Annotated in this window: 25 protein-coding genes and 1 tRNA gene; 14 read left to right on the top strand and 12 right to left on the bottom strand. The window is 73.9% G+C overall.

Translation table 11 applies throughout. The features are described from left to right. Positions 1–124: 124 nt before the first annotated feature. A complete protein-coding gene (locus ACH5A8_RS21375) occupies positions 125–1,180 on the bottom strand; it encodes an LLM class F420-dependent oxidoreductase (protein ID WP_399004187.1) in 1,056 nt (351 codons plus the stop codon). A 265-nt stretch (positions 1,181–1,445) separates the two neighbouring features. Here ACH5A8_RS21375 and ACH5A8_RS21370 point away from each other — a divergent pair, with 265 nt between their 5' ends. Both ACH5A8_RS21370 and ACH5A8_RS21365 read left to right on the top strand, forming a co-directional pair. Further along, a complete protein-coding gene (locus ACH5A8_RS21370; RefSeq protein WP_399004185.1) occupies positions 1,446–2,429 on the top strand; it encodes an aldo/keto reductase in 984 nt (327 codons plus the stop codon). Next, the gene (locus tag ACH5A8_RS21365; RefSeq protein ID WP_399004183.1) at positions 2,426–4,933 is read left to right on the top strand and encodes a helix-hairpin-helix domain-containing protein; all 2,508 of its coding nucleotides are present in this window, start codon (positions 2,426–2,428) and stop codon (positions 4,931–4,933) included. Before ACH5A8_RS21370 ends, ACH5A8_RS21365 begins: the two co-directional genes overlap by 4 nt. A 316-nt stretch (positions 4,934–5,249) precedes the next feature. Here the strand turns inward: ACH5A8_RS21365 and ACH5A8_RS21360 are convergent, their stop codons facing one another. Then, the gene (locus ACH5A8_RS21360; RefSeq protein WP_399004181.1) at positions 5,250–5,969 is read right to left on the bottom strand and encodes a hypothetical protein; all 720 of its coding nucleotides are present in this window, start codon (positions 5,967–5,969) and stop codon (positions 5,250–5,252) included. 47 nt (positions 5,970–6,016) lie between these two features. Here ACH5A8_RS21360 and ACH5A8_RS21355 point away from each other — a divergent pair, with 47 nt between their 5' ends. Continuing rightward, positions 6,017–6,205, top strand: coding sequence for a DUF5703 family protein (locus tag ACH5A8_RS21355; RefSeq protein ID WP_027758838.1), 189 nt, complete (start codon positions 6,017–6,019; stop codon positions 6,203–6,205). A 157-nt stretch (positions 6,206–6,362) separates the two neighbouring features. On the opposite strand, the gene ACH5A8_RS21350 is transcribed toward ACH5A8_RS21355, so the two are convergent. The 3 genes from ACH5A8_RS21350 to ACH5A8_RS21340 form a co-directional block, all read right to left on the bottom strand. Beyond that, entirely contained in the window at positions 6,363–7,241 is an 879-nt protein-coding gene (locus tag ACH5A8_RS21350) for a chaplin (RefSeq protein ID WP_399004179.1), read from the bottom strand. 199 nt (positions 7,242–7,440) lie between these two features. Further along, positions 7,441–7,674, bottom strand: a complete 234-nt coding sequence (gene chpH / locus ACH5A8_RS21345; protein ID WP_399004177.1) for a chaplin ChpH — start codon at positions 7,672–7,674, stop codon at positions 7,441–7,443. Positions 7,675–7,839: 165 nt separating this feature from the next. Continuing rightward, a complete protein-coding gene (locus ACH5A8_RS21340) occupies positions 7,840–9,165 on the bottom strand; it encodes a M20/M25/M40 family metallo-hydrolase (RefSeq protein WP_399004175.1) in 1,326 nt (441 codons plus the stop codon). A gap of 238 nt (positions 9,166–9,403) precedes the next feature. Here ACH5A8_RS21340 and ACH5A8_RS21335 point away from each other — a divergent pair. Next, positions 9,404–9,491, top strand: a tRNA-Leu gene (locus tag ACH5A8_RS21335). Between the two features lie 94 nt (positions 9,492–9,585). On the opposite strand, the gene ACH5A8_RS21330 is transcribed toward ACH5A8_RS21335, so the two are convergent. Next, a complete protein-coding gene (locus ACH5A8_RS21330) occupies positions 9,586–10,881 on the bottom strand; it encodes a phosphoribosyltransferase family protein (RefSeq protein WP_399004174.1) in 1,296 nt (431 codons plus the stop codon). An 8-nt stretch (positions 10,882–10,889) separates the two neighbouring features. After that, positions 10,890–11,201 carry a dsRBD fold-containing protein gene (locus tag ACH5A8_RS21325; protein ID WP_399004172.1) on the bottom strand — a complete coding sequence of 104 codons (312 nt, stop codon included), beginning with the start codon at positions 11,199–11,201 and terminating at the stop codon, positions 10,890–10,892. Positions 11,202–11,345: 144 nt separating this feature from the next. Between ACH5A8_RS21325 and ACH5A8_RS21320 the strand changes: the two genes are divergently transcribed. After that, positions 11,346–11,720, top strand: a complete 375-nt coding sequence (locus ACH5A8_RS21320) for a YchJ family protein (RefSeq protein WP_399004170.1) — start codon at positions 11,346–11,348, stop codon at positions 11,718–11,720. Between the two features lie 123 nt (positions 11,721–11,843). Here the strand turns inward: ACH5A8_RS21320 and ACH5A8_RS21315 are convergent, their stop codons facing one another. Beyond that, positions 11,844–12,545: a FadR/GntR family transcriptional regulator gene (locus ACH5A8_RS21315; protein WP_399004168.1), complete on the bottom strand. Its 702-nt coding sequence runs from the start codon at positions 12,543–12,545 to the stop codon at positions 11,844–11,846. A 142-nt stretch (positions 12,546–12,687) separates the two neighbouring features. Here ACH5A8_RS21315 and ACH5A8_RS21310 point away from each other — a divergent pair, with 142 nt between their 5' ends. The 3 genes from ACH5A8_RS21310 (at position 12,688) to ACH5A8_RS21300 (ending at position 15,480) form a co-directional block, all read left to right on the top strand. Further along, a complete protein-coding gene (locus tag ACH5A8_RS21310; protein WP_399004166.1) occupies positions 12,688–13,233 on the top strand; it encodes a gluconokinase in 546 nt (181 codons plus the stop codon). A 74-nt stretch (positions 13,234–13,307) separates the two neighbouring features. Continuing rightward, positions 13,308–14,705, top strand: coding sequence for a GntP family permease (locus ACH5A8_RS21305; RefSeq protein WP_399004164.1), 1,398 nt, complete (start codon positions 13,308–13,310; stop codon positions 14,703–14,705). Between the two features lie 10 nt (positions 14,706–14,715). Continuing rightward, positions 14,716–15,480 carry an SDR family oxidoreductase gene (locus ACH5A8_RS21300; RefSeq protein ID WP_399004162.1) on the top strand — a complete coding sequence of 255 codons (765 nt, stop codon included), beginning with the start codon at positions 14,716–14,718 and terminating at the stop codon, positions 15,478–15,480. Between the two features lie 59 nt (positions 15,481–15,539). Here ACH5A8_RS21300 and ACH5A8_RS21295 read toward each other — a convergent pair whose 3' ends face one another. The 4 genes from ACH5A8_RS21295 to ACH5A8_RS21280 all read right to left on the bottom strand — a co-directional run bounded on the left by ACH5A8_RS21295 (position 15,540) and on the right by ACH5A8_RS21280 (position 19,706). Further along, positions 15,540–16,166 carry a cytochrome b/b6 domain-containing protein gene (locus ACH5A8_RS21295; RefSeq protein ID WP_399004160.1) on the bottom strand — a complete coding sequence of 209 codons (627 nt, stop codon included), beginning with the start codon at positions 16,164–16,166 and terminating at the stop codon, positions 15,540–15,542. After that, positions 16,150–16,878 (bottom strand): molybdopterin-dependent oxidoreductase, encoded by a 729-nt coding sequence (locus ACH5A8_RS21290; protein ID WP_399004158.1) that lies wholly within the window; start codon positions 16,876–16,878, stop codon positions 16,150–16,152. Before ACH5A8_RS21290 ends, ACH5A8_RS21295 begins: the two co-directional genes overlap by 17 nt. 100 nt (positions 16,879–16,978) lie before the next feature. Then, positions 16,979–18,532 carry an APC family permease gene (locus tag ACH5A8_RS21285; protein ID WP_399004156.1) on the bottom strand — a complete coding sequence of 518 codons (1,554 nt, stop codon included), beginning with the start codon at positions 18,530–18,532 and terminating at the stop codon, positions 16,979–16,981. Between the two features lie 223 nt (positions 18,533–18,755). Continuing rightward, positions 18,756–19,706: a hypothetical protein gene (locus ACH5A8_RS21280; RefSeq protein WP_399004154.1), complete on the bottom strand. Its 951-nt coding sequence runs from the start codon at positions 19,704–19,706 to the stop codon at positions 18,756–18,758. Between the two features lie 882 nt (positions 19,707–20,588). Between ACH5A8_RS21280 and ACH5A8_RS21275 the strand changes: the two genes are divergently transcribed. The 6 genes from ACH5A8_RS21275 (at position 20,589) to ACH5A8_RS21250 (ending at position 25,274) form a co-directional block, all read left to right on the top strand. Further along, positions 20,589–21,485 carry a DMT family transporter gene (locus ACH5A8_RS21275; RefSeq protein WP_399004152.1) on the top strand — a complete coding sequence of 299 codons (897 nt, stop codon included), beginning with the start codon at positions 20,589–20,591 and terminating at the stop codon, positions 21,483–21,485. 41 nt (positions 21,486–21,526) lie between these two features. Further along, on the top strand, positions 21,527–22,042 hold the full coding sequence (locus tag ACH5A8_RS21270) for an NUDIX hydrolase (RefSeq protein WP_399004151.1): 516 nt from the start codon (positions 21,527–21,529) through the stop codon (positions 22,040–22,042). 68 nt (positions 22,043–22,110) lie between these two features. Beyond that, entirely contained in the window at positions 22,111–22,503 is a 393-nt protein-coding gene (locus tag ACH5A8_RS21265) for a YidH family protein (RefSeq protein ID WP_399004149.1), read from the top strand. Beyond that, entirely contained in the window at positions 22,500–22,841 is a 342-nt protein-coding gene (locus tag ACH5A8_RS21260; RefSeq protein WP_399004147.1) for a DUF202 domain-containing protein, read from the top strand. Before ACH5A8_RS21265 ends, ACH5A8_RS21260 begins: the two co-directional genes overlap by 4 nt. A gap of 177 nt (positions 22,842–23,018) precedes the next feature. Then, the gene (locus ACH5A8_RS21255) at positions 23,019–24,053 is read left to right on the top strand and encodes a phosphotransferase family protein (protein WP_399004616.1); all 1,035 of its coding nucleotides are present in this window, start codon (positions 23,019–23,021) and stop codon (positions 24,051–24,053) included. A gap of 6 nt (positions 24,054–24,059) precedes the next feature. After that, complete coding sequence (locus tag ACH5A8_RS21250) at positions 24,060–25,274, top strand: acyl-CoA dehydrogenase family protein (RefSeq protein WP_399004145.1); 1,215 nt, start codon at positions 24,060–24,062, stop codon at positions 25,272–25,274. Positions 25,275–25,315: the final 41 nt, after the last annotated feature.

Here is a 25,315-nt window from a genome sequence, read left to right as displayed (position 1 = left end):
GAACGGCGCAGCGGTCGCCGGCGCCGGGGCCGTGACCGGGCGCGGCGCGGGGCGTTGTTCCCGATGACGGCGGCCGTGGCGGGGAAGTCCCCCGAGCCCCCACCACGGCCGCGAGAAGCCCGTGTCACGCGAGGCCGGCGCGCTCCAGGGCGTCGGTGCCGGCGCGGAGGGCGGCGATCCGCTCGTCCAGCGTGAAGCCGGCGGGGGCGAGGGTCAGCGTGGTGACGCCGGCCGCCGCGTAGGCCTTCATCCGGTCCGCGATCCGGTCGACGGAGCCGAGCAGTGTCGTCTTGTCGATGAGGTCGTGCGGAACGGCGGCCGCGGCGCCCTGCTTGTCGCCGGACAGGTACTTCTCCTGGATCTCGGCCGCTTCCCGCTCGTACCCCATGCGCTGGGCGAGCCGGTTGTAGAAGTTCTGCCGGCGGCTGCCCATGCCGCCGACGTAGAGCGCCGTGTAGGGGCGGAAGGTGTCGGCGAGGGCGGCCACGTCCTTGTCCTCGCCGAGGGCGAGCGGCAGGGTCGGGCAGACGTCGAAGCCGTCCAGCGTCAGGCCCGCCTTCTCGCGGCCGGCCCGCAGGGGCTTGATCGCGGTCTCCTCCAGGTGCTCGGCGGAGGGGAAGATGAGCAGCGCGCCGTCGGCGATCTCGCCGGTCTGCTCCAGGTTCTTCGGGCCGATGGCCGCGATGTAGAGCGGGATGTGCTCGCGCTGCGGGTGCACGGTGAGCTTGATGGGCTTGCCGGGGCCGTCGGGCAGCGGCAGCGTCCAGTGCTCGCCCTCGTACGTCAGCCGCTCGCGGGTCATGGCCTTGCGGACGATCTCGACGTACTCGCGGGTGCGGGCCAGCGGCTTGTCGAACCGGACGCCGTACCAGCCCTCGGAGACCTGCGGGCCGGAGACGCCGAGACCGAGGCGGAACCGGCCGCCGGAGAGCGAGTCCAGCGTGGCGGCGGTCATCGCCGTCATCGCGGGCTGGCGGGCCGGGATCTGGAAGATGGCCGAGCCGACGTCGATGCGCTCGGTCTGCGCGGCCACCCAGGAGAGCACCGTGGCCGCGTCCGAGCCGTAGGCCTCGGCCGCCCAGCACACGGCGTAACCGAGCCGGTCCGCCTCCTGGGCGACGGCCAGGTTGTCCGCGTCCATCCCGGAGCCCCAGTAGCCGAGGTTGATCCCGAGCCGCATGCCGCATCCCCTTACCGACGAGTAACGTTCCTGTGCGGGAGACAGTAGCGCGGGGTGGCGGGGGCGCGGCAGACCGCGCGGGTGTGACGGCCGCCTCGCGTGTTCGGCGCGTGTTCGGCGCGGGCCCCTCCGGGGCTTGTCGGGGGCGCCGCCCCCCGGGTGTCCCGCGGACGCTTCCCGGCTTCCCGCCGGGGTGTTCCGGGCCGGGAACCGGGTTGTCCACAGGGTGACCACGCCCACCCCGTGGCCAGTAATGTCGGCGTCCATGGAGCAGAGGCATCTCGGCCGTACGGGCCTGCGCGTGTCCCGCATCGGCCTCGGCACCCTGACCTGGGGCCGGGGCACCGACGAGCACGACGCCGCAGACTTGCTGAAGGCGTTCTGGGAGGCGGGCGGCACCCTCGTCGACACGGCGGACGTGTACGGCGACGGGGAGGCCGAGTACCTGCTCGGGCGGCTCATGGAGGGCCTCGTGCCCCGCCGGGACCTGGTCGTCTCGACGAAGGCGGGCAGCGTCCCCGACCCGGACCGCCCCTTCGACGGCTCCCGCGGCCATCTGCTGGCGGCCCTGGACGCCTCGCTCGCCCGTCTGGGCACCGACTACGTCGACGTGTGGCACGTGCACGCCTACGACCCCGACACGCCGCTGGAGGAGACCTTGCAGGCCCTCGACCTGGCCGTCAGCAGCGGCCGGGCGCGCTACGCCGGGGTGTCCAACTTCTGCGGCTGGCAACTGGCCAAGGCGGCGACCTGGCAGCTCGCGGCGCCTGGCGCGCGGACCCGGTTGGCGAGCACGCAGATGGAGTACTCGCTGCTGCAGCGGGGCGTCGAGCGGGAGGTGCTGCCGGCCGCGCTCGACCTGGGCATCGGTCTGCTGCCCTCCTCGCCGCTGGGCCGCGGGGTGCTCACCGGCAAGTACCGCACCGCGACGCCGCAGGACTCGCGGGGCGCCTCGGAGCATCTGGCGCCGTTCGTCGAGCCCTACCTCGACGACACGGCGAGCCGCATCGTGGACGCGGTGACGACGGCGGCGGACGGGCTGGCGGTGACACCGCTCCAGGTCGCCCTCGCCTGGGTGCGGGACCGGCCCGGGGTGGCCGCCCCGGTCATCGGCCCGCGCAACGCCCAGCAGCTCACGGCGGCGTTGTCAGTGGAGGCGCTTAGTCTTCCTGACGAGATCTGCCGGGCTCTCGACGACGTGTCGGCGCCCGTGCATCGCTATCCCGATCACGACTGGAGCACGCTGTGAGCACCGAGCCGGAGACCACGGAGCAGGCCGGGCCGGGGAACCCGGACCTCCCCGAACCGGGGGGCGACGCCGTGACCGGGAGCGCGGCACCGGGGGACGAGGCGGTGACCGGGAGCCCCGCCCCGGGGGACGACGCGGCGGGGGACGGCGCGGAGACCGGGGATCCGGCGGCCGGGGTCGAGGAGGTCCGGGCGGAGGACGCCCCGGTCGCAGAAAAGGAGGCGGAGGACGCCCCGGTCAAGGACGGGCCGGCGCAGGAGGAACCGGCCTCGGGCTCCGCGGCCGCGCCGTCCGAGGCCGAGGCGGAACTCGCGGCGCAGCGGGCCGAGCGGGAGCGGATCGAGCGGCGGAAGGCCGAGAAGAAGGGGCCGATCGAGAGCGGGGGCAAGCTCAGCGGCAAGGCGGCGGACCTGCTCGCGGCGGTGCGCGCCGTGGAGAGCGGCGAGAAGCCGGCGGCGGCCGTGTTCACCCCGGCCGAGCCGGAGCCCGCACGGCGCAAGCCCGCGCCCGCGCCGGTCCGGCGGCCGGGCCCCGTCTCCACCGAGGCCGCGGCCGTGCCGACGGCCCCCGCGCCCGAGACGGTCCAGGCGGTGCGCCGGGTGCTGGCCGAGGGCGGCGCCCCGGAGACGCTGGCCCCGCCGGTCGCGGCGGCGCTCGGCGAGGGCGCGGCGGACCGGCTGCGCGCCGACCCGTGGCAGCTGCTGCACATCGCGGGGGTGCGGCCGGAACAGGCCGACGGCTTCGCCAGGACGCTGCTCGGCGCGGAGAGCCGGCCCGACGACGAGCGCCGTGGCCGTGCCTTCACGGTCTGGCTGCTGGAGCAGGCCGCCCTGGCCGGGCACACGTCCCTGGAGGCGCCGGCGCTCACCGCCGCCCTGGCCCGGCAGAAGGTGCCCGACCCGGACGCGGCCCTGCAGAGCGCGCTCGCGGAGGGCGACGCCCTGGTGTTCCAGGACGCCCTGGACGAGCCGGGCGCGCCGCCCGCCCGGGAGACGGACGCGGAGGCCGACGAGGACGACGAGGCGCGGCCGGTACGGGTCCTCGTGGGTCTGGAGCGGTACGCGCTGGCCGAGGAGAGTCTGGCCGACGGGCTGGCCCGGCTCGTCGACTCCGTGCCGAAGGAGGACGCCCGGGCCGAGGGCTGGGACCGGGCCGCCGCCTCCGCCCGGGGCTCTGCGGGCGAGCTGATCCGCGCGGTCTCCGGCCACGGCCTGGTGCTGCACACGGGCGGGGAGGCGTCCCGCGTCGAACCGGCGCGGCTGCTGGCAGCGGCCCGCGCTCTCGGGCTGCGCGCCTGGGGCGCCGCCCACAGTCCCCTGGGCCGGGACGGCTTCGCCGAGCTGCTCCGGGAGGCCGCCGGTGAGGGCACGCCCGGCGCCGCGGAGGGGACCGCCGGTACGGGCGGGGCCACCGGTACGGGCGGGGCCACCGGTACGGGCGGGGCCACCGCGGCCCACCGGACCGCCCAGGCGGACAGAACCGCCGAGGCCGAGGGGGCCCGCGTGGCCGAAGGGGGCGACCTGGCCGAAGAGGCCGCCGTCGTCACCGTGGCCGATCTGCTGTCGGGGGCGCGGGGGCCGGGGCGGGACGCCGACGGCGCGCTCGACCTGGACCTCCTCGTCGTGCTCGACGCCCCCCAGCTGGACGTGGAGACGGCGGCCCTGCTCGTGGAGTCGATGCCGGACCGGGCCCGGCTGGTGCTGTCCGGGGATCCGGCGGTGCTGTGGTCCGTGGGGCCCGGGCGGGTCTTCGCGGATCTGCTGGCGGCCCGTGCGTGCCCGCACATCGCCTCGCGGGTGCCGGACCTCGGTCCACTCGGCGAGCTGGTCTCCGGCATCGGTGCCGGCGAGCTGCACCAGGTCGCCGCCCCCGGCAGGGAAGTCGTGATCGTCCCGGTGCGGGACGCCGGCGAGGCCGTGCACCGGACGGTGCAGCTCGTCGCGGACTCGGTGCCCCGGGCCATCGGGGTGCCGGCCGAGCAGACCGTGGTGATCACCCCGGGACACGGCGGCGCGGCGGGCACGCGCGTGCTCAACGCGGCGCTGAAGGAGCGCCTCAATCCGGGCCCCGGCCGGTTCGGCGGCTTCGACCCGGGCGACCGGGTCGCCTACTCCCCCGTCCCCGGCCGGACGCTGCCCGGCAGGGTGGTGTCGGCCGACGCCGAGGGCCTGCACCTGTCGTGCTCGGGCGCCCATGTGGTCGTACCGAGGGAGCGGGTGGAGGGCTGTGTGCGGCACGGATGGGCGCTGACGGCGCACCAGGCCGTGGGCGGCCGGTGGCCGGCGGTGGTCGCGGTGCTGCCGGGGGACGCGGCGCAGGCGCTGAGCCGGCCGTGGGTCTACACGGCGTTCAGCCGGGCGGGCCGCCACCTGTCCGTGGTGCACGGTGTGGACCAGGCGCTGCCGCGGGCCGTGGCCGAGGTGCCGTCCAGGCCGCGCACCACCCGCCTGCCCGCCCTGCTGGCCGCCCAGGCGGCGCAGGCGGAGGACCAGAACCAGGCGTAGGCGCGCGGGCCGGCCGAGGACCGGGCCCGCGCTCGCGGCGGCCCGCCGAGGACCAGGCCCGGGCTCGCGGAGGCCGGCCGCGCCCGGTACCCGCCGCGCCACGAGACCGGCCGCGCTGGGAAGCCGGGCGCGGTGAGAAGCCGGGCGTGGTGAGAAGCCAGGCGCGGTGGCAGGCCTGAGGCGCCGGGCGGCGCACCGCCGTGCCGCGCGGTGACGAGGGGCGGTGGTCGCGGGAATCTCCCGCGACCACCGCCCCCTCGTCGTCCGTCGGATCGTGACCGCGCGCGGCCCCGGTGGCGGCCGACGCGGGTGCTCCCTAGCGGTCGTTCGCGTCCAGCGGTTCGATGTCCTCGTCGTCCTCGTCGAGACCGGTGGCGAGATCCTCGATCTCGTCACCGTCCTCATCGTCGTCCTCGTCATCGTCGAGGTCGTCGTCGAAGACCGTGCTCACGTCGAACCGGCACACCACCTGCTGCGGATCGACGTGCTCGAAGGGCGCCTCCAGCCAGTCGCCCGGGTCGGCCGGTTCGTCCGAGGCCGTGACCCAGAGGGTGGAGTCGCCCTCCTCCAGGCCGAACTCCTTGTGCCGGGAGGCGATCTCGTCGGGCTCGAACTCGCCGAAGAGGGTGCCGAGCGCCCCGTGCACCGTCCCGGGGGCGCCCGAGCCGATGCCGGTGCCGGCCTCGACGTCCGCCGCCTCCACCCGCTGGGCCTGGGCCAGCAGCCGCTGCGGCTCGGCCACCGCGTAGTCGCGGCGGATCAGCACGCTGACCGCGTTCGGCTCCTCCGGGCCCGTGTACGGCGGCAGCGAGTCGTCACCGGGGATCTCGAAGGGGGTCACCTCGTCGTAGCGGTCGTAGAGCAGCTCGTCGTACGCCTCCGCGGCCGCGGCCAGCGCGTTGAACGCCTCGTAGACGGCCGGGTCGTCCTCCCCCGACCTGCGTTCGACCGCGGCCAGGTGGCGGTCGAGCGCGGTCTTGACCGCCTCGGCGGCGGCGCGTACCTCGGCAGCGGTGGGCTGCGCAGCATCAGACATAGTGCAGACGCTATCCGTACCGGGCCCCAGCCCGCACAATAGATGCGATGCCGGAATACGAATTTGTCGACGTGTACGTGCCGCGCGGGGTCTCCCGCAAGGAGACGACGCGTCTGTTGACGGACCACGCCGAGTACGGACACTGGGAGCTGTACCGCCTGAGCCTGCTGCGCGACGGCAGCCGCAGGGTGCGGCTGCGCCGGCGGATCATCCGCCAGGTGCGCGCCACGTGGTGAGCTGAGACGGTCGCGACCACCACCGAAGCGGGCCCCGTCGAAACGGGGCCCGCTCTGTCATGTGCGCGGCCTCACGAAGGCCGATGGACGCCGTCCTCGGGACACCGTCCCGGGGACGCCGTCCGTGGGCCGCCGCCTCGGGGCCGTCCGGCCCGGATCAGACCGAGGCCCGCGCCTTGCGGTACAGCACGGCTCCGGCCAGCAGCGCGCCCGCGCCGACCGGCAGGACGAGGCCCATCGGCAGCTCACTGCCGGTGTGGGCGAGCTCCGCGCCGCTCCCGGGCGTGGTGACGGTCTGCGTACCCGGGTGGTTGACGTGCACCGCTCCGCCGGGCGTCTTGCCGCCCGAAGCGGGCGGCGTGGCCGGCGTGCCCGGGTGCGCGGGGGTGCCCGGGTGCGCGGGGGTGCCCGGGTGACCGGGGTTGCCCGGAGTACCGGGGTTGCCGGGGGTGCCAGGGTTCCCGGGAGTACCCGGGTTACCCGGCGTGCCGGGGGTGCCCGGCGTGCCCGGGTGACCGGGAGTGCCCGGGTGTCCCGGAGTGCCGGGGGTGCCCGGGTGGCCGGGCGGGTTGCCGTGGCCGCCGGAACCGCCGCTGTGGGCGCAGCCGTTGCCCAGCGCGGCGTTGCCGACTCCGATGACGTCGACGCTGTTGCCGCAGACGTTCACGGGGACGTCGACCGGCACCTGGACGTGGTTGCCGGAGCCGACGCCCGGCGAGTCGCTCGCGTGCCCGCCGGCGTGCGAACCGCCGTGGCCGCGCGAACCGTTCCCCCCGGACGAGTCACTGCCGCCGCCCTGGTTGGCGCACTTGTTGCCCACGGCCGGGTTGAGCAGCCCGACGACGTTGACGGTGTTGCCGCAGACGTTCACCGGGATGTGCACCGGCACCTGCACCGTGTTGCCGGAGAGCACGCCCGGCGAACCGGACGAGAAACCGGACGCGCCCGCGTCGGCGTGCGCCGCGCCGCTCGCGGCGGCGATCACACCGGTGGCGGCGGCCACGGTCAGCAGGCCCTTGCGGGTGACCTGTCGCATGTACTGAATCCCTGCCTTCGACTTTTTCAGAACCTTCCGGAACGCGCGTTCGCGACGCGGCGGAAATGCGCCGTCGTGCCTCGCGAAGCGCGGAAAAACCGGTCGGCCCCGGAGCGCGTGGCGCGCGCTCTCGGGGCCGACGGGTTCAGACCCCCCACGGAGCTGATGGAGTCAGACCCTCACGGGGCGGGGCACGACGTCAGTGGTTGATGCAGGTGTTGCCGAAGGTGGGGTTCAGCAGCCCGATCACCGAGATCGTGTTGCCGCAGACGTTCACCGGCACGTGCACGGGCACCTGCACGACGTTGCCGGAAACGACACCCGGGGAGTGCAGGGCGGCGCCCTGGGCACCGGAGTCGGCGGCGGCCATGCCGGCACCCGCGAGAACCAGTCCACCGGTGGCAACCGCGGCAGCGACGACCTTCTTGATCATTATTCCTCCTCGTTGGCAAAAGCGATCTCACCTTGCCGATCGCAATACCTGTAACGAGGCTGAACCATTGGAGCTACGAGCTTATCGTCGCATTCACCCTTCTCAGTTAATCCCGCACGCGCGCCCGAATTCCAGGCCCGGAAACCTCCTCCGGAACGTCGTGTCTCAGGAGGCGTCGAGGAACCGGTCGAGCACCCGCACGCCGAACTTCAGACCGTCCACCGGCACCCGCTCGTCCACCCCGTGGAACATGCCGGCGAAGTCCAGCTCCGGCGGCAGCTTCAGCGGCGCGAAGCCGAAGCCGCGGATGCCGAGGTCGTCGAAGGACTTGGCGTCGGTGCCGCCGGAGAGCATGTACGGCACGGCCTTGGCGGCCGGGTCCTCGGCCAGCAGCGCGGACTGCATGGCGTCCACCAGGGCGCCGTCGAAGGTGGTCTCCACGGCCTTGTCCGAGTGCACGTCCTCCCGCCTGACCCGGGGGCCGAGGATCCGGTCCAGATCGGCCAGGAACTCCTCCTCGAAGCCCGGCAGGAACCGGCCGTCGACATGCGCCGTGGCCTCGCCCGGAATGACGTTGACCTTGTAACCGGCGCCCAGCTGCGTGGGGTTGGCGGTGTTGCTCAGGGTCGCGCCGATGAGCTTGGCGATGCCGCCGAGCTTGGCGAGGGTGCCCTCCATGTTCTCCGGGTCCAGCTCGGTGCCGAGCGCGTCGCCCAGTTCGTCGAGGAAGGCCCGGGTGGTCTTGGTCACGCGGATCGGGAACTCGTGCCGGCCGAGGCGGGCGACGGCCTCCGACAGCTCGGTGATGGCGTTGTCCCGGTGGATCATGGAGCCGTGCCCGGCGGTGCCGGCCACGGTCAGCTTCATCCAGTGCATGCCCTTCTCGGCCGTCTGGATCAGATAGAGCCGCCGCTGCTCGCTGACCGTGAAGGAGAAGCCGCCGACCTCGCTGATCGCCTCGGTGACCCCCTCGAAGAGGTCGGGGTGGTGGTCGACCAGGTGACGGGCGCCGTAGGTGCCGCCGGCCTCCTCGTCGGCGAGGAAGGCGAGCACGATGTCGCGCGGGGGCCTGCGCCCGCTGCGCAGCCGGTCGCGCACGACCGCCAGCGTCATCGCGTCCATGTCCTTCATGTCGACCGCGCCGCGGCCCCACACGCACCCGTCCGCGATCTCGCCGGAGAAGGGGTGGTGGGTCCAGTCGTCGGCATTGGCCGGTACGACGTCGGTGTGGCCGTGGATCAGCAGCGCGGGCCGGGACGGGTCCTCGCCCTCGATGCGGGCCACGGTGGAGGCGCGGCCGGGGTGCGACTCGAAGATCCTCGGCTCCAGCCCCACCTCGGCCAGCTTCTCGGCGACGTACTCGGCGGCCTTGCGCTCGCCCGGGCCCGAGTGGTCGCCGTAGTTGCTGGTGTCGATCTGGATCAGCTCGCTGCAGAGGTCGACGACCTCGTCCTCGCCGGTGACGCGCCTGGCGGTGTCCGTCTCGCTCACGCTGCTTCCTCCCGCTGTGTGCTGGTGGTCCACCTCGTGTGCCGGTGGTCCACTCATCCTCCCTCGCCTCCGGGTCCCGCCCCAAGACAGCCCCCGGGCCCGTGACACCGCGTTCACATCGTGCGCGGCCGGCCGGCGGCGTGGCGGCGCGGGCGGCCGGGGGTGATCGAGCAGGCTCGAAAGCCTGGTAATGTTTCCTTCGTCGCCGCGGGGGGAAGCCCCGCACGACAGACACCTTGTCCGGGTGGCGGAATGGCAGACGCGCTAGCTTGAGGTGCTAGTGCCCTTTATCGGGCGTGGGGGTTCAAGTCCCCCCTCGGACACCAGGAGAAAGCGGCGCCGATCTGATCGGCGCCGCTTTCTTGTTCCGTCACACACCCGTCACCCACACGTCGGCACTCGCGTGTCGTCACACGTGTGTCATCGCACGTGCGCCGCCGCCATGTGGTCCGTGAACCAGTCGCGGGCCAGGTCGGTCACCGCCTCCAGGGCGCCGGGCTCCTCGAAGAGATGGGTGGCCCCGGGGACGACGGTCAGGCGGTTCTCGCAGGTCAGCTCGGTCTGGGCATGGCGGTTGAGGTTCAGCACGGTGTGGTCCGCGCCGCCGACGACGAGCAGGGTGGGCGCGGTCACGGCCGCGAGCGCCGCTCCGGCCAGATCGGGACGGCCGCCCCGGGAGACGACGGCGGCGATGTCCGCGTCCGGCTCGGCGGCGGCCCGCAGGGCGGCGGCGGCCCCGGTGCTGGCGCCGAAGTAGCCGACGGCCAGGTTCTCGGCCTCGGGCAGGGTGCGCAGCAGGTCGGTGACGGCGGCGAGCCGTCCGGCCAGCAGGCCGATGTCGAACACCTTGGTCCGGTCGTCCGCCTCCTCCTCGGAAAGCAGGTCGAACAGCAGGGTGCCGAGTCCGGCGCGGTTGAGTCCGGCGGCGACGAACCGGTTGCGGGGGCTGTGCCGCCCGCTGCCGCTGCCGTGGGCGAAGACGACGACGCCGGACGTGCCGGCGGGGACGGTCAGCCGTCCGGTCAGCCGCAGGGAGCCGACGGCGAGCTCCGTCTCCCGGTCCACGGCCGGGCGGCCCCCGCCGGCGCGCGCCCGCCGCAGGCAGGCGACCACGTCGTCGTCGTCGAGCTGGGTGAAGTCGTCGTAGAACTGGCCGACCGCGAAGAAGGCGGGCGGGGTGTCCAGGCTGATCAGTTCGTCGGCCTCCCCAGCGAGCCGAGCGGTCCAGTCCGGGGGAGCCACGGGCACCGCCAGCACGGTCCGCGCCGCGCCCCGGGCGCGCACCGTCCGGCAGGCGGCCCGGGCCGTCGAGCCGGTGGCCACCCCGTCGTCGACCACCACGACCGTCCGTCCCGCGACGACGAGCGGCGGGCGCTCGCCCCGGTAGCGGACGGCACGCCGCTCCAGCTCGCGGCGCTCGCGCTTCTCGACGCGCTCCAGCGCGTGCGCCGGCACCCCCGCCCGGCGCATGACGGCGTCGTCGATCACACGGACCCCGTCCTCGCCGATCGCTCCCATGGCCAGTTCGGGCTGCGAGGGCACCCCGAGCTTGCGCACCAGGCAGAGGTCGAGCGGTGCGCCGAGGGCCGCGGCCACCTCTGCGGCGACCGGCACGCCCCCGCGGGGCAGTCCGAGCACCACCGCGTCCTGTCCGCTCAGGTGGGCCAGCCGGGCGCCGAGCCGCCTGCCCGCCTCCGGGCGGTCCCTGAAGAGCACGGCCGACCTCATTCCCTGGGCGACCAGAGCGGGACGGGCGGTGTCGCCTCGGGCGCCCCGACCGCCTCGATGTCCCCGGCGGCGGCGCGCAGCAGGTCGCGGCCCAGGGCGATCAGGGCGCGCCCGGCGGCGAGTTCGTCGCCGATGTCGGGGACCGCCGAGTCGTAGGGGTTGCGGCGGGCCTCGGCGCAGCTCTCCAGGACGTTGTCGCCGGTGTCCAGGACGATCCTGGCCGTGGTGTCCGGGTCGTGTTCGGACAGGTACAGGTTCAGCCGCCACTCCTTGACGGACGGGGGCCGGCTGTCGACGGGTCGCGTCATCGTCCGTCCCTCCTCGTTGTGGTCACCGCTTGGCTCGTCCACCTCTTCCACTGTGCCCCCGACCCGCGCGGGCGGCACGGCGGCGGCGGGCGGCGCCGGGCGGCCGGTGGCGGGCGGGTGCGTCGGCGCGGACAGAATGAGGCCATGACCACGCGTTCCTGCCCGTGCGGGCTGCCCGAGCCGTACGAGAGTTGCTGCGGCCGTTTCCACTCCGGCGCCGCCGCCGCGCCGACCGCCGAGGCGCTGATGCGGTCGCGGTACTGCGCCTTCGTGCGGGGCGACGCGGCGTACCTGCTGCGCACCTGGCATCCGCGGACCCGGCCCGCGCGGCTGGACCTGGACCCGGGGACGCGCTGGACGGGGCTGGAGATCCTCGGGACGACGGGCGGCTCGGCCTTCCACGGCACCGGGACCGTGACGTTCCGCGCCTCCTACCGGGGCGGTTCGCTGCACGAGCACAGCCGGTTCGAGCGGGCCGACGGCGCCTGGGTGTACGTCGACGGGGACTTTCCCGAGTAGGGCGGCCCGCCCGGGCTGGGCCGCCTGCGCGGGCGAGGGCGGGTCGCGCGGGCTGGGCCGCTTCGCGGGTGACCGGCGTGCCGCGCTCCGCCGTGCCCCGCGCGCCCCGCCGTGAGCTGGGCGCTACGGCGCCAGGATGTCCAGTTCCTGCAGCGCGCCGACGGTGATCTCGCGGGTCAGCCGCTCGGCCCGCTCCGCGTCGCCCTCCCGGACCGCCTCGGCGACCTGGACGTGCAGGGTGACGGCGGCGGGGTCGGGGTCCTCGAACATCACCTCGTGCTCGGTGCGTCCGGTCAGCACCTCCGCGACGACGTCGCCGAGGCGGGCGAACATCTCGTTGCCGGAGGCGCAGAGGATCACCCGGTGGAAGGCGACGTCGTGGAAGAGGTACCGGTCGAGACGGTGGCCGCGGGAGTTGGCCACCATGCCGAGGGCGCACTCGGTGAGTTCGGAGCACTGCTCGGGCGTGGCGTGGCGGGCGGCGAGCGCGGCCGCGGCCGGTTCGACCGCCGAGCGCAGCACGGTCAGCGAGCGCAGTTGCCGGGGGCGGTCGGCGCCCGCCAGGCGCCAGCGGATGACCTGCGGGTCGTAGACGTTCCACTCCTCGGTGGGGAGCACGGTGACGCCCACGCGGCGGCGCGACTCGACGAGGTGCATGGACTCCAGGACGCGGACCGCCTCGCGCATCACCGAACGTGACACCTCGAAGCGCTGTGCGAGTTCGTCGGTGCGCAGGACACTGCCCGGGGGGTACTCGCCGGCGGTGATGGCGGGGCCGAGGGCGTCCAGGACGCGTCCGTGCAGCCCCCGGCCCGGTGTGGTCATGGACTCAGAGTACGGGGTGGGTCACGCGACGAAAAAGTCAGACTTATATGTCACAGACTCTTGAATTCGTCGTACCTAATGGGTTTCAGTGTGGCGACGCCGGATGTCGGCGTCGCATGTCGAGGAAGACAGCGAGGCAGTGATGCGCACCCCCCACGTCGTCGTGGTGATGGGCGTCGCCGGCACGGGCAAGACCACGATCGGTCCCCTGCTCGCCGACCGGCTCGGCGTCCCGTACGCCGAGGGCGACGACTTCCATCCGCAGGCCAACATCGACAAGATGTCGGCCGGGACGCCGCTCGACGACGAGGACCGGTGGCCGTGGCTGGACGCCATCGGCGCCTGGGCGCACGGGCGTGCGGGTCTCGGCGGGGTGGTGAGCAGCTCGGCGCTGAAGCGGTCGTACCGCGATCGGCTCAGGGCCGCGGCTCCGGGTGTCGTGTTCGTCCATCTGACGGGCGACCGGGCCCTCATCGAGGACCGTATGGGGCACCGTCAGGGGCACTTCATGCCGACCGCGCTGCTGGACTCCCAGTTCGCCACGCTCCAGCCGCTCGAAGCGGACGAGCGCGGTGTGGCGGTGGACGTCGCCGGGTCTCCCGAGGAGATCACCGCGCGCGCCGTCGCCGCTCTGGACGGCCTCGACAGCTCCCCGCGGTCCGACGGGGCCGAACCGACCTCTCGGTGACGCCCCTGCCCCACGGTGCCCGGCCGCGGCACACCTGACCCCCATCTCCTCTCCACCCATAAGGGAACTCCCCCGTGACCAGACTCAGCGTCGAGATGCTGGCAGCGGACGCGCCCCCGGCGATCACCTCGGCCGGACACGCCCAGCTGGGCATCGCCGTCCTGGCGGGCATCGCCGTCATCGTCCTGCTCATCACCAAGTTCAAGCTGCATGCCTTCCTGTCGCTGACCATCGGGTCGCTCGTGCTCGGCGCGGTCGCCGGGGCGCCCCTGGACAAGGCGATCGCCAGCTTTTCCGCCGGGCTCGGCTCGACGGTCGCCGGTGTCGGCGTGCTGATCGCGCTGGGCGCGATCCTCGGCAAGATGCTCGCCGACTCCGGCGGCGCGGACCAGGTCGTCGACACCATATTGGCGAAGGCCCAGGGCCGGGCCATGCCGTGGGCGATGGTGCTGATCGCCTCGGTGATCGGCCTGCCGCTGTTCTTCGAGGTCGGCATCGTGCTGCTGATCCCGGTGGTGCTGATGGTCGCCAAGCGGGGCAACTACTCCCTGATGCGTATCGGCATCCCGGCGCTGGCCGGTCTGTCCGTGATGCACGGTCTGATCCCCCCGCACCCCGGTCCGCTGGTCGCGATCGACGCGCTCAAGGCCAACCTGGGGGTGACGCTGGCGCTGGGCATCGTCGTGGCGATCCCCTCGGTGATCATCGCCGGCCCGCTGTTCTCGAAGGTCGCGGCCCGCTGGGTGGACGTCCCCGCTCCGGACCGCATGCTCCCGCAGCGCGCCTCCGAGCAGCTGGAGCGCCGCCCCAGCTTCGGCGCCGCCCTGTCCACCGTGCTGCTGCCGGTCGTGCTGATGCTGGCCAAGGCGCTGGTCGACATCGTCGTGGACGACCCGGCCGACCAGACGCAGCGCGTCTTCGACGTGATCGGCTCCCCGCTGATCGCGCTGCTCGCCGCGGTGATCGTCGGCGTCTTCACGCTCGGCCGGCCCGCCGGATTCAGCAAGGAGCGGATCAACTCCACCGTCGAGAAGGGCCTCATGCCCATCGCGGGCGTCATGCTCATCGTCGGCGCGGGCGGCGGCTTCAAGCAGACGCTGATCGACTGCGGTGTGGGCCAGATGATCCTGGACATCTCCAAGGACTGGTCGATCCCGGCGGTGCTGCTGGCCTGGCTGATCGCGGTGGTGATCCGGCTCGCGACCGGTTCGGCGACCGTGGCGACCGTCTCGGCGGCCGGGCTGATCGCCCCGCTGGCGGCCGACATGTCGACCACCCACACCGCGCTGCTGGTCCTCGCGATCGGCGCCGGCTCGCTCTTCTTCAGCCATGTCAACGACGCCGGTTTCTGGCTGGTGAAGGAGTACTTCGGTCTGGACGTCGGGCAGACGGTCAAGACCTGGTCCTTGATGGAGACGATCCTGTCCGTGGTGGCCGGCGCGCTGGTCCTCGCCCTGTCCCTGATCCTCTAGGGGTACGGCGATGACGGCTCACCCCCTCTTCGACATCCGCGGCCGCACCGCCCTGGTCACCGGTTCCTCTCGGGGCATCGGGCTGGCCCTGGCCCGCGGCCTGGCCGAGGCCGGCTGCACGGTCGTCCTCAACGGCCGCGACGCCGGCACGCTGGCACGGGCCGCCGCCGCGCTGCCCGGCGACCGGGCGCACACGGCCGCGTTCGACGTGACCGACGGCGCCTCGGTGGCCGCCGGGATCGCGGACGTCGAGGAGCGGGTGGGCCCGCTCGACATCCTGGTCAACAACGCGGGCATGCAGTTGCGCGCGCCGCTGCTGGAGTTCACCGACGCGGACTGGCACCGGGTCCTGGACACCAACCTCACCAGCGCGTTCCTGGTCGGGCGGGAGGCGGCCCGGCGGATGACCGGGCGCGGCCACGGCAAGATCGTCAACATCTGCTCGCTGCAGAGCGAGGTGACGCGTCCCGGCATCGCGCCGTACGCGGCGGCCAAGGGCGCGCTGAAGATGCTGACCAAGGGCATGTGCGCGGACTGGGGGCCGCACGGGGTGCAGGTCAACGGGCTCGGTCCCGGCTACATCGCAACCGAGCTGACCCGCCCGCTCGTCGAGGACGAGGAGTTCAGCGCGTGGGTGCGCCGCCGCACCCCGGCCGGCCGCTGGGGCCGTACCGGTGACCTGGTCGGCGCCCTGCTGTTCCTCGCCTCGCCGGCCGCGGACTTCGTCTCCGGGCAGGTGCTGTACGTCGACGGCGGCATGACGAGCGTGCTCTAGCCCGCCGCGCTCTCCGAAGTCGCCGTGAAGGCGGCGGACACCCGCTGTGGCGGCCGTGCCTACGGTCGCCACAGCGGGTGTTCGCTCTCGGCCCACTCGCGCCGGACCAGTCCGGTGCGCAGGCCGCGCCGGGCCTCCGGGTCGCCGAGGGCCATCCCGATGTGGCCGGCCAGCACGATGCCGACGGTCAGGGCCAGCCAGTCGTGGACGAACGTCGCGCTGGTGCGCCACCTCAGCGGGGTCAGGCCGGTGAACCACATGAGCAGGCCGGTGCCGAGCATGACCAGCGCGGCCCCGGCGATCCAGGCGGCGTAGATCTTCTGGCCCGTGTTGAACTTGCCGGCCGGGCGCGCGGAGCGGCGTCCGTCGCGGCGCAGCACGGCCCGCAGCCAGACCTTGTCGTGCGGGCCGAAGCGGTCGAGCAGGCGCAGGTCGGCGCGGAAAGCGCGGGAGAGCAGGCCCAGCAGGACGGGGACCGGCAGGGCGAGGCCGGCGCACTCGTGGACGCGGACGACCAGTTCGCGGCGGCCGACGAGGACGGCGAGCTGGGGGACGTAGAGGCAGGCGGCGGTCGCCACGCACACGCCCATCAGCGCGGCCGTGACGCGGTGCACCCAGCGCTGGGCGGGGCCGAAGCGGCGGACGTCGGCGCCGGGCGGCGCGGAGGTCTCAGCTGGTGGGGTCATCGCCGCGTCCGTTCGAACGGCCGACCCAGGCGTCTACGTCGTAGCCCCGCTCCTCCCAGTAGCCGGGCCTCACCTCGTCGGTGACGGTGATGCCGGAGAGCCACTTGGCGGACTTGTAGAAGTACATGGGGGCGACGTAGAGGCGGACCGGGCCGCCGTGGTCGTGGCCGATGTCCTCGTCCTGCATGCGCAGCGCGACCAGGACGTCGGCGCGGCGGGCCTGGGCGAGGGTGAGGCTCTCGCTGTAGGCGCCGTCGAAGCAGGTGAAGCGGACCGCCTTCGCCGAGGGGCGCGGGCCCGCCGCGTCCAGCAGCCGGGACAGCCGCACTCCCTCGAAGGGGGTGCGGGGCACCCGCCAGCCGGTGACGCACTGGACGTCGCGGACCAGGCGTGTCTGGGGCAGGCTCCTGAGAGCGTCCAGCGTGTACGTCGTCGGACGGTCGACCAGGCCGTCGACGGTCAGGCGGTAGTCGGCGGCGGTCCTGTGCGGGACGGACGCGGTGACGGAGTAGTAGCGGAAGCCTCCGCCGTTCGGGAGCAGGCCGGTCAGGCCGGTGGGGTCCCGGTCGGAGGCGGCGCCGAGGAAGCCCTCCAGCCCGCGTTGCAGGGTGGGCGCGGCGGCCACGCCGAGGGCGCCGAGGCCGAGGGTGGCGAGGAAGACGCGGCGGCCGACGGGGCGGCCCCGCTCCTCCTGCGAGGGTTCGGGGTTCACCTCTTCATTCGAGCACCCGCGCCCCGGCCGGGGCCAGGGATCGCGGGTGCTCGTCAGACTTCCGTCATCTCTTGCGGGACGGGCCGCCCCCGCCGCGGGGTCACGGCTTCGGCTCGGCCGCCTTGTCCAGCTGGAACGCCTCGTTGCCGAGCCCGATGCGGGCGTGCGCCTCGGGCCTGCGGGAGCGCAGTACGGCGCCCTGGACGAGGCCGACGACGACGGCGAGCCCGATGACACCGGGCAGGAGCCGGCTGAGCGGCGAGCCGGGGCCGGGGCCGGCGCCGACCAGGACGTCGAAGTCCTTGACCGTGTAGACGGCGATCACCAGCAGGGTGAGGCCGGCCAGCGCGGAGGTGACCAGCCGCCAGGCCTGTGCCGCCGCGGCTCCGCGCCGTACGAAGAAGACGATCACCGACAGGGAGGCCGCGGCCATCAGCACGATCACGCCGAGGGCCCCGATGTTGCCGCCCCAGGTGAACAGGTGCAGCACGGGCGCGGTCGGATCGCCGGTGGGCTTGTCGTCCGCGACCGCGAAGGCGATCACGACGACCAGCGAGAAGACGGTCTGCGAGAGCGAACCGGCGGCGGGGGCGCCGCTGGCGCTGGAGGTGCGGCCGAACGCCGAGGGCAGCAGGCCCTCGCGGCCCATGGCGAAGGCGTAGCGGGCCACCACGTTGTGGAGGCTGAGCATGGCGGCGAACATGCCCGTCACGAACAGGACGTGCAGGATGTCCGTGAAGGTCCCGCCGAGCCGGGACTCGGTGAGGGTGAACAGCAGCCCGGCGCTCTCCTTGCCCGCGGTGCCGACGATCGCGGAGGGTCCGGTGGCCACGGTGAGCGCCCAGCTGCTGACGGCGAAGAAGACGGCGACGCCGGCCACCGCGAGGAACATCACCCGCGGGACGAGGACGTGCGGGCGGCTGGTCTCCTCCGCGTACACCGGGGCCTGTTCGAAGCCGAGGAAGGCGGCGACGCAGAAGCACAGCGCGGTGCCGATCCCGGCGCCGGAGAGGGTCTCGGGGTTGAAGGCGTGCAGGGACAGGCCCTCCTTGGCGGGATCGCCGATCGCGGCCACGTCGAAGACGACCACGAGGATCACCTCGATCACCAGCAGGACGCCGAGCACACGCGCGTTGACGTCGATCTTCAGCCAGCCGAGCGCGCCGACGGCGGCGACGGCCGCCAGCGCCGGGATCCACCAGGCGACGGTGACGTCGGCGTAGGTGGCGAACAGGTCGGAGACCTCGAAGCCGAAGATGCCGTAGATGCCGGCCTGGAGGGCGTTGTAGGCCACCAGGGCGACGAGGGCGGCACTGGCGCCGGCCGTGCCGCCGAGGCCGCGCGAGATGTACGCGTAGAAGGCGCCGGCGTTGTGCACGTGGCGGCTCATCTCGGCGTAGCCGACGCTGAAGAGGATCAGGACGACGCCGAGGACCACGAAGAGCAGTGGCTGCCCGACGATGCCCATCACCGCGAATGTGGTGGGCATGACACCCGCGACCACCATGAGCGGGGCGGTCGCGGCGAGCACGGAGAGCAGCAGGCCGCCGGTGCCGAGGCGGTCGGCGCGCAGCGCCCGCTCCTGTCCTTTGAAGGTGCTGATGCCGTCGCCGCCGGCGGTGGGTCTGCTGGTGCTCGAACTGCCCGTCGTCATCGGGGACCGTCCTTTCGGGCCTCGGGGGTCTTGCCGGATGGGTTCGTGCTCGATCGCGGGCTCGCGACTCGCTTCACCCGCGGGCGTTCCGGGTGCGGGCTTGCTCCCTTGTGCGGGCTTGTCCTCCTGTGCGGGTCTGCTCCCTCGTGCGGACTCGTTCTGCTGGGCGGGCTGCTGGGCGGGCGTGCTCGGCTCGTGGTCCCGGGGCGGGGCCGGCGGCCGGCTAGGCGGTGCCGAGCGCGCTGGCGCGGGCGGTGTGGAAGGCGGCGTACGGGTCGCGGTCGGGGTACGACCACGGCGCCGGAGTGGCGTGCTCCCCGATACGCAGGAACAGGGCCGCGGCCTCGGCGCCCCGGCCCTCGCAGTGCTTGGCGTGGGCGAGGTAGTTGAGGTCCACCATGTGCCGCGGGTGGCCCTCCTGCCCCCACTCCAGCCACCAGTCGAAGGCCGCCTTCATCACCTGCCGGGCCCGGCGGCCCGACCAGTGCCCCGAGGCCGCCGGATCGGCGGGGGCGAGATCGGCGGCGGCCAGGGAACGGTAGCGCTCGGCGTGCGCGACCACGGGCAGGACGGCGAGCGCCGAGTCGGCGGGGGCCTGCTCGGCGGCCCAGTTGGCGAAGTCGTAGACCTCGTGCAGCGGGTCGGGGCCGGCCGCGGTGTGCCGCTCGGCGAGCGCGGCCACCATCACGTGATGGGCGTGGTGGTGGTCCGGGTGGCGCAGCCGCACCTCGTCGAAGAGGCGGACCACGTCCGCCTCTTCGCCCACGGCGCGCTCCAGCAGGAGCAGGCCGAGCCACGGAGTGGGGTCGGCGGGCGCCGGCTCGGTCGCGGCCCGGCACGCCTCGCGGGCGCGGTCGGGCTTCTCCTCGCCGCGCAGGGCGCGCCGCACCAGCGACATGCCGAGCAGCACGCGGGCGTCGGCGGACTCGGGTTCGGCCAGCAGCCAGTCCCCGGCCCAGGCGGCGGTGTGCGACGGCTCGGCGAGGACGGTGACGCGGTGCCCGCGCCGGTCCCAGTCGTCGCCCGTACGGGCCAGCAGCGCGCGCACCGCCTGCCATCTGCCCTGCGCCAACGCGGTGCGGGCGGCGACGAGTTCGGTGTCGTCGAGAGCGGCGTCGAAGGTCTGGGCCGCACGCTTGCGGCCGCGGCCGAGGGGAGGCGGGGGTGGGGACACCGCGGGACTTCCTCACGCGCTCTTCGTCGGTGCTGTGTCGTGCCGTCGTGCCGGGTCCGCGGCCGGGCCCGCCGCGGGGCGACGCTGCCCCGTCCGGCCCCGATCGCCGCGGCTCGTCCTGCGGTCATCGGCCGACCGTCGACTGATCACGCACAGCAAACCCTCAGCCAACAGTCCGCGTCAAGGGCCGCCGATGCGTTACACGCGTCAACTGCCGTTACATGAAGGGCATTTGAGACCGTCGCCGCCGCGCGCCGCCGCCTCTCCGTCCACCGGAGGGCCGTGGGCGTGGCGGCCCTCCGCGCGACGGCCGGCGCGACGGCGACACGGGGGCACGGCGGGCGACTGGGCGCGGGCACGGTACGACGGACGCACCGGCTGTCCGGAGACCGCACGGCGGAGGGGCCGGCTGCCGAAGACGGCGCGGCGGACGCACCGGCCGTCCGGGGACTGCGCGGTGGACGGTCCGGTCGCTCGCGCGGACGGCGCGGCGGGGCAGGCGGCGCGGCGCGGGGCCGCCCGGCGCCCCGCCGACGGCTCGACTCGCGCCCCGCCCCGTCCTCACGCCGCCGGCTCGCCCGGGACCCGGGCGGCCGGCCCGAGCGGTGACGGGAGCGCGGGATCCTGCCGTGACCGGCAGGCCCGGCGACACACCACCGTCAAGTCCCCGCTCGCGCCTCACTCGTGTGGCGTACGCCATGGCGCGGCGTCGCCGGGCGTTCCACCATGGCCGCGGGGCCCCGCCCTCGCCCCGACGCGCGGGGCGTCGTGACCGGGTCGGCTGCCCGGATCCGGGCACTCCCAGCGGCAAACAGTGCTTTGGGACGCTAAAGTCGGCCATTACGCACCCCGTGGCCCGGCCGGATGATCGAGGTACGCAGCGTGTCGGTTCTGGTTCTGATTCTCGCCGTGAGCGCCGCCTGCTGCCTGGGCTTCGGGTTCGTGCTCCAGCAGAACGCCGCACAGCAGGCGCCGCTGAGCGACTTCCTCTCGCCCCGGTTGCTGCTGGACCTGGTGAGGGTGCCGCGCTGGCTCGGCGGTCTCGGACTGATGGTCGTCGGCATGGTCCTGGGCGCCATGGCGCTGGGCCGCGGCGAGATCTCACTGGTGGAACCACTGCTGGCGACCAACCTGCTGTTCGCCCTCGCGCTGTCCCGCAGACAGACCCGGCAGCCGCTGGGCCGCCAGGGCTGGCTGGGCCTCGCGCTGCTGGCCGGCGGGGTGACGGCGTTCATCCTCGGCGGCCAGCCGCGGGCCGGCACCGCCGTCACCGATCCGCTGCGCCACTGGCTGATCATCGGGACCATGGTGGGCGTGGCGCTGGTGCTGACCACCTACGCCAAGCGCTCCCGGCTCAGCTGGGGACCGGTCCTGCTCGCGGTGGCCGCGGGGCTGCTGTACGGCGTGCAGGACGCGCTGACCCGGGTGAGCGGCCAGCGGTTCTCGGCGGGCGGCTGGACGGAGCTGTTCACCGGCTGGCAGCCCTACGGCCTGGTGGTCATCGGCGTCACCGGCCTGGTCCTCGTGCAGAGCGCCTTCGAGACGGCGCCGCTGCGCATGTCGCTGCCCGCGCTCACCGCGGCCGAGCCGCTGGCCGGGATCGCCTGTGGAGTGGGCTTCCTCGGCGACCGCCTGCGCACCGACATCGGCGCGCTGACCTGGGAGGCGGCCGGTCTCGCGGCGATCGTGGCGGGGATCGTGCTGCTCGGTCTGCACCCGGCGATGCCCTGCGGCACCTCGCCCACCGAGCGGGGCGAGCGGAACCTCCAGACGCGCTGACCTCCTGTTCCCGGGCGCCGGGCGCCTGATTGGATGGGGGCATGAGCGCTGCGGACGAGATCCTCGACATCGTCGACGAGAACGACCAGGTCATCGGGCAGGCCCCGCGCGGCGAGGTCTACAGCCGCGGGATGCGGCACCGCTGTGTCTTCATCGAGGCCCGGGACGCCGGCGGCCGGCTCTTCGTGCACCGCCGCACCGCGACCAAGCTCGCCTTCCCCTCCCTGTACGACATGTTCGTGGGCGGCGTCGTCGGGGCCGGCGAGAGCTACGACGACGCGGCGCTGCGCGAGGCCGAGGAGGAGCTGGGAGTGAGCGGCCTGCCCCGCCCGGAGTTCCTGTTCAAGTTCCTGTACGAGGACGGCGCGGGCTTCGGCTGGTGGTCTTCGGTTTACCAGGTCCGCTGCGAGCCGCCGGTGCGCCCGCAGGTCGAGGAGGTGGCCTGGCACGACTTCCTGCCGGCCGACGAGGTGGAGCGTCGGCTGCACGAGTGGGAGTGGGTGCCGGACGGCCTGGCGGCGTACGAGCGGCTGAAGGCCTACCGGTCGACGCGGTGACGAAGCCCGCCGACCGGTGCGGTGACGCCCCGCCCGTGCCGCCGCGGCGACCTGGGTAGGGTCCTGGCGTGATCGACTTCGTGAGGAACGTCCGCCTGTGGTTCGCCCCCGAAGAGGTGCGGGAGGAGGGCAGTACCCCCGACTACCGCTTCTCGCTGGCGAACGAGCGGACCTTCCTGGCCTGGCTGCGCACCGCGCTCGCCCTGATCGGCGGCGGTTTCGCGGTGGACCAGTTCCTGCCGCACCTGCGCTGGGCGTGGCGGGTCGGCCTCGCGCTGGCGCTGCTCGCCGCGGGCGTGCTGTGCTCCCTGCGCGCGATCAACCACTGGGTGCGCTGCGAGCGGGCGATGCGGCGCGGCGAGGACCTGCCGGCGTCGCGTTTCCCGGCGCTGCTGAGCGTCGTCGTCGCGGTGGTCGCCGTGGTGATGGTCGTGGTCGTCCTCGCCGGCCGGGCCGGATGAGCGGGGCCGGCCGGGACGGCGCCCGGACGGCGGGCGCGCACCGGGACCCGGGGCTGCAGCCGGAGCGGACGAGGCTGGCCTGGCGGCGTACGACGCTGTCCGCGACGGTGGCCGCCGTGCTGGCCGTGCGGGCGGCCCTGCACGGCGGCGCCACGGCCGTCGGCGCCGCCGTGTCCGCCCTGTGCTGTCTGCTGTGGCTGGGGTTCCTGCTCGTCGCCCAGTTCCGCATCCGCCGCCTCGACCGGGCGGCCCCGCCGGCGCTCACGCCCCGGCTCGCCGCGGCGGCGGTCCTGGGAACGGCGGCCCTGGCGGTGTGCGCGGCGGCGCTGGTCGTCTAGGAAGGCGTGCCGAGAGGGGCGGCGCCGGTCGTCCAGGAAGGTGTGCCGAGAGGGGCGGCCGGGCCCGGACGGGACGGTGGCGCCGATCACGTTCGGACCAGGCACTGGACTACATACCGACCGGTCGGCATCATGAGTGGGTCCCCGTTCGCCTCCGACCAGCCCGTAGGAGCAATGATGAGCCCCGACCACCCGCCCGGACTCGATCTCGACCGCCTGCGCGGCCTGCTCGACCGGGAGCGGCCCGGCCTGGTGCAGGGCCCCCTGACCGGCCGGCTGATCGAGGGCGGACGCTCCAACCTGACGTACGCGGTCTCCGACGGCACCGCCAGATGGGTGGTACGGCGGCCCCCGCTCGGCCATGTGCTGGCCACCGCACACGACATGAAGCGCGAGCACCGGGTGATCAGCGCGCTGCACCCGACGGACGTGCCGGTGCCGCGGCCGGTGCTGCTGTGCGAGGACGAGGAGGTGCTCGGCGCCCCGTTCTACGTGATGGAGTTCGTCGAGGGCACGCCGTACCGCACCGCCGACCAGCTCGCCCCGCTGGGCGCACAGCGCACCCGGGACGCGGTGCTGTCGCTGGTGGACACGCTCGTGGAGCTGCACGCGGTGGACCCCGCCGAGGTGGGGCTCGCGGACTTCGGGCGCCCGGAGGGGTTCCTGGACCGGCAGCTGCGCCGCTGGGGCAAGCAGCTGGACGCCTCCCGCAGCCGCGATCTGGCCGGCATCGACGAGCTGCACTCCGCCCTCGGACGCGCGCTGCCCGCCTCCCCCGCGCCCACCGTCGTGCACGGCGACTACCGCCTGGACAACGTGTTGATCGGCCCGGACGACCGGATCAACGCGATCCTCGACTGGGAGATGTCCACGCTCGGCGACCCGCTCACCGACCTGGGCCTGCTGGTGATGTACTGCACCCCGCTCGGCCTGACCGAGTCGCCGGTGTCCACGACCGCGGAGGCGGCCGGGCACCCCTCCCCCGCCGAGCTGATCGAGCGGTACGCCGCGCGCTCGGGGCGTGACGTCTCGTCGGTGGCCTGGTACACGGCGTTCGCCTGGTTCAAGCTCGCCGTGATCCTGGAGGGCATCCACTACCGCTACACGCTCGGCCAGACGGTCGGCCGCGGCTTCGACCGCATCGGCGACCTCGTCCCCGTCTTCGTCCGGCACGGTCTGACCACTCTTCACGAAGGCCTCCAGGAGGGCTGATCCAGCATGGACTTCGCATTCGACGCGCGCACCGAGGAACTGCGCGCCAAACTCCTCGCCTTCATGGACGAGTACGTCCACCCCGCCGAACAGGTGGCCCACGAGCAGCGCGCACGGCTCGCCTCCCCCTGGGAGAACCCGCCGGTGGTGGAGGAGCTGAAGGCCGAGGCGCGCCGGCAGGGGCTGTGGAACCTGTTCCTGCCGGACGCCGAGCACGGCGCCGGGCTGACCAACCTCCAGTACGCGCCGCTGGCCGAGATCACCGGCCGTTCCCCGCAGCTGGCGCCCACGGCCACCAACTGCGCGGCCCCGGACACCGGGAACATGGAGGTGCTGGCCCAGTTCGGCGACGAGCGCCAGAAGAAGCAGTGGCTCCAGCCGCTGCTGGCCGGTGAGATCCGCTCGGCGTTCGCGATGACCGAGCCGGAGGTGGCCTCCTCGGACGCCACCAACATCACCACGCGCATCGAGCGGGACGGCGACGAGTACGTCGTCACCGGCCGCAAGTGGTACATCTCCGGGGCGATGCACCCGGACTGTTCCGTCTTCATCGTGATGGGCAAGACCGACCCGGACGGCGCGGACATCCGCCGCCAGCAGTCCATGGTGCTGGTGCCGCGCGACACGCCCGGCGTCACAGTGAAGCGGGCCATGCAGGTGTTCGGTTACGAGGACCACTACCACGGCGGGCACGCCGAGGTGGTCTTCGACCACGCGCGGGTGCCGGTGTCCCACCTGATCGGCGAGGAGGGCGGCGGCTTCGCCATCGCGCAGGCCCGGCTCGGCCCCGGCCGGATCCACCACTGCATGCGGCTGATCGGCATGGCCGAGCGGGCGATCGAGCTGATGTGCCGCCGGGCGGTGTCCCGTACGGCGTTCGGCAAGGCGCTGGCGCAGCAGGGCGTGGTGCAGAACTGGATCGCCGACGCGCGGGTCCAGGTCGAGCAGCTGCGGCTGCTGGTGCTGAAGACGGCCTGGCTGATGGACACCGTCGGCAACCGGGGCGCCCACACCGAGATCCAGGCCATCAAGATCGCCACGCCCCGCGCGGTGGTCGCCATCCTGGACCGGGCGATCCAGCTGTACGGCGCGGGCGGGGTGAGCCAGGACTTCCCGCTGGCCGAGCTGTACGCGGGCGCGCGCACCCTGATGCTCGCCGACGGCCCGGACGAGGTCCACCAGCGGTCGCTGGCCCGCCGGGAGCTGAAGAAGTACCTGTGACGGGACACGGGTGAGGGGCGGTCGCCATGGCGACCGCCCCT

It is taken from the genome of Streptomyces sp. NPDC018610, from assembly GCF_044391765.1.
In the GTDB taxonomy this organism is placed as follows: domain Bacteria; phylum Actinomycetota; class Actinomycetes; order Streptomycetales; family Streptomycetaceae; genus Streptomyces.
This window is presented reverse-complemented; position numbering and strand designations above follow the sequence as displayed.

Bases quoted from the DNA above. Each gene is read 5' to 3' on its own strand.
- ACH5A8_RS21375 (WP_399004187.1), bottom strand. From the start codon at position 1,180: ATGCGGCTCGGGATCAACCTCGGCTACTGGGGCTCCGGGATGGACGCG.
- ACH5A8_RS21370 (WP_399004185.1), top strand. From the start codon at position 1,446: ATGGAGCAGAGGCATCTCGGCCGTACGGGCCTGCGCGTGTCCCGCATC.
- ACH5A8_RS21360 (WP_399004181.1), bottom strand. From the start codon at position 5,969: ATGTCTGATGCTGCGCAGCCCACCGCTGCCGAGGTACGCGCCGCCGCC.
- ACH5A8_RS21355 (WP_027758838.1), top strand. From the start codon at position 6,017: ATGCCGGAATACGAATTTGTCGACGTGTACGTGCCGCGCGGGGTCTCC.
- ACH5A8_RS21350 (WP_399004179.1), bottom strand. From the start codon at position 7,241: ATGCGACAGGTCACCCGCAAGGGCCTGCTGACCGTGGCCGCCGCCACC.
- chpH (WP_399004177.1), bottom strand. From the start codon at position 7,674: ATGATCAAGAAGGTCGTCGCTGCCGCGGTTGCCACCGGTGGACTGGTT.
- ACH5A8_RS21325 (WP_399004172.1), bottom strand. From the start codon at position 11,201: ATGACGCGACCCGTCGACAGCCGGCCCCCGTCCGTCAAGGAGTGGCGG.
- ACH5A8_RS21320 (WP_399004170.1), top strand. From the start codon at position 11,346: ATGACCACGCGTTCCTGCCCGTGCGGGCTGCCCGAGCCGTACGAGAGT.
- ACH5A8_RS21315 (WP_399004168.1), bottom strand. From the start codon at position 12,545: ATGACCACACCGGGCCGGGGGCTGCACGGACGCGTCCTGGACGCCCTC.
- ACH5A8_RS21310 (WP_399004166.1), top strand. From the start codon at position 12,688: ATGCGCACCCCCCACGTCGTCGTGGTGATGGGCGTCGCCGGCACGGGC.
- ACH5A8_RS21300 (WP_399004162.1), top strand. From the start codon at position 14,716: ATGACGGCTCACCCCCTCTTCGACATCCGCGGCCGCACCGCCCTGGTC.
- ACH5A8_RS21295 (WP_399004160.1), bottom strand. From the start codon at position 16,166: ATGACCCCACCAGCTGAGACCTCCGCGCCGCCCGGCGCCGACGTCCGC.
- ACH5A8_RS21285 (WP_399004156.1), bottom strand. From the start codon at position 18,532: ATGACGACGGGCAGTTCGAGCACCAGCAGACCCACCGCCGGCGGCGAC.
- ACH5A8_RS21270 (WP_399004151.1), top strand. From the start codon at position 21,527: ATGAGCGCTGCGGACGAGATCCTCGACATCGTCGACGAGAACGACCAG.
- ACH5A8_RS21260 (WP_399004147.1), top strand. From the start codon at position 22,500: ATGAGCGGGGCCGGCCGGGACGGCGCCCGGACGGCGGGCGCGCACCGG.
- ACH5A8_RS21255 (WP_399004616.1), top strand. From the start codon at position 23,019: ATGAGCCCCGACCACCCGCCCGGACTCGATCTCGACCGCCTGCGCGGC.
- ACH5A8_RS21250 (WP_399004145.1), top strand. From the start codon at position 24,060: ATGGACTTCGCATTCGACGCGCGCACCGAGGAACTGCGCGCCAAACTC.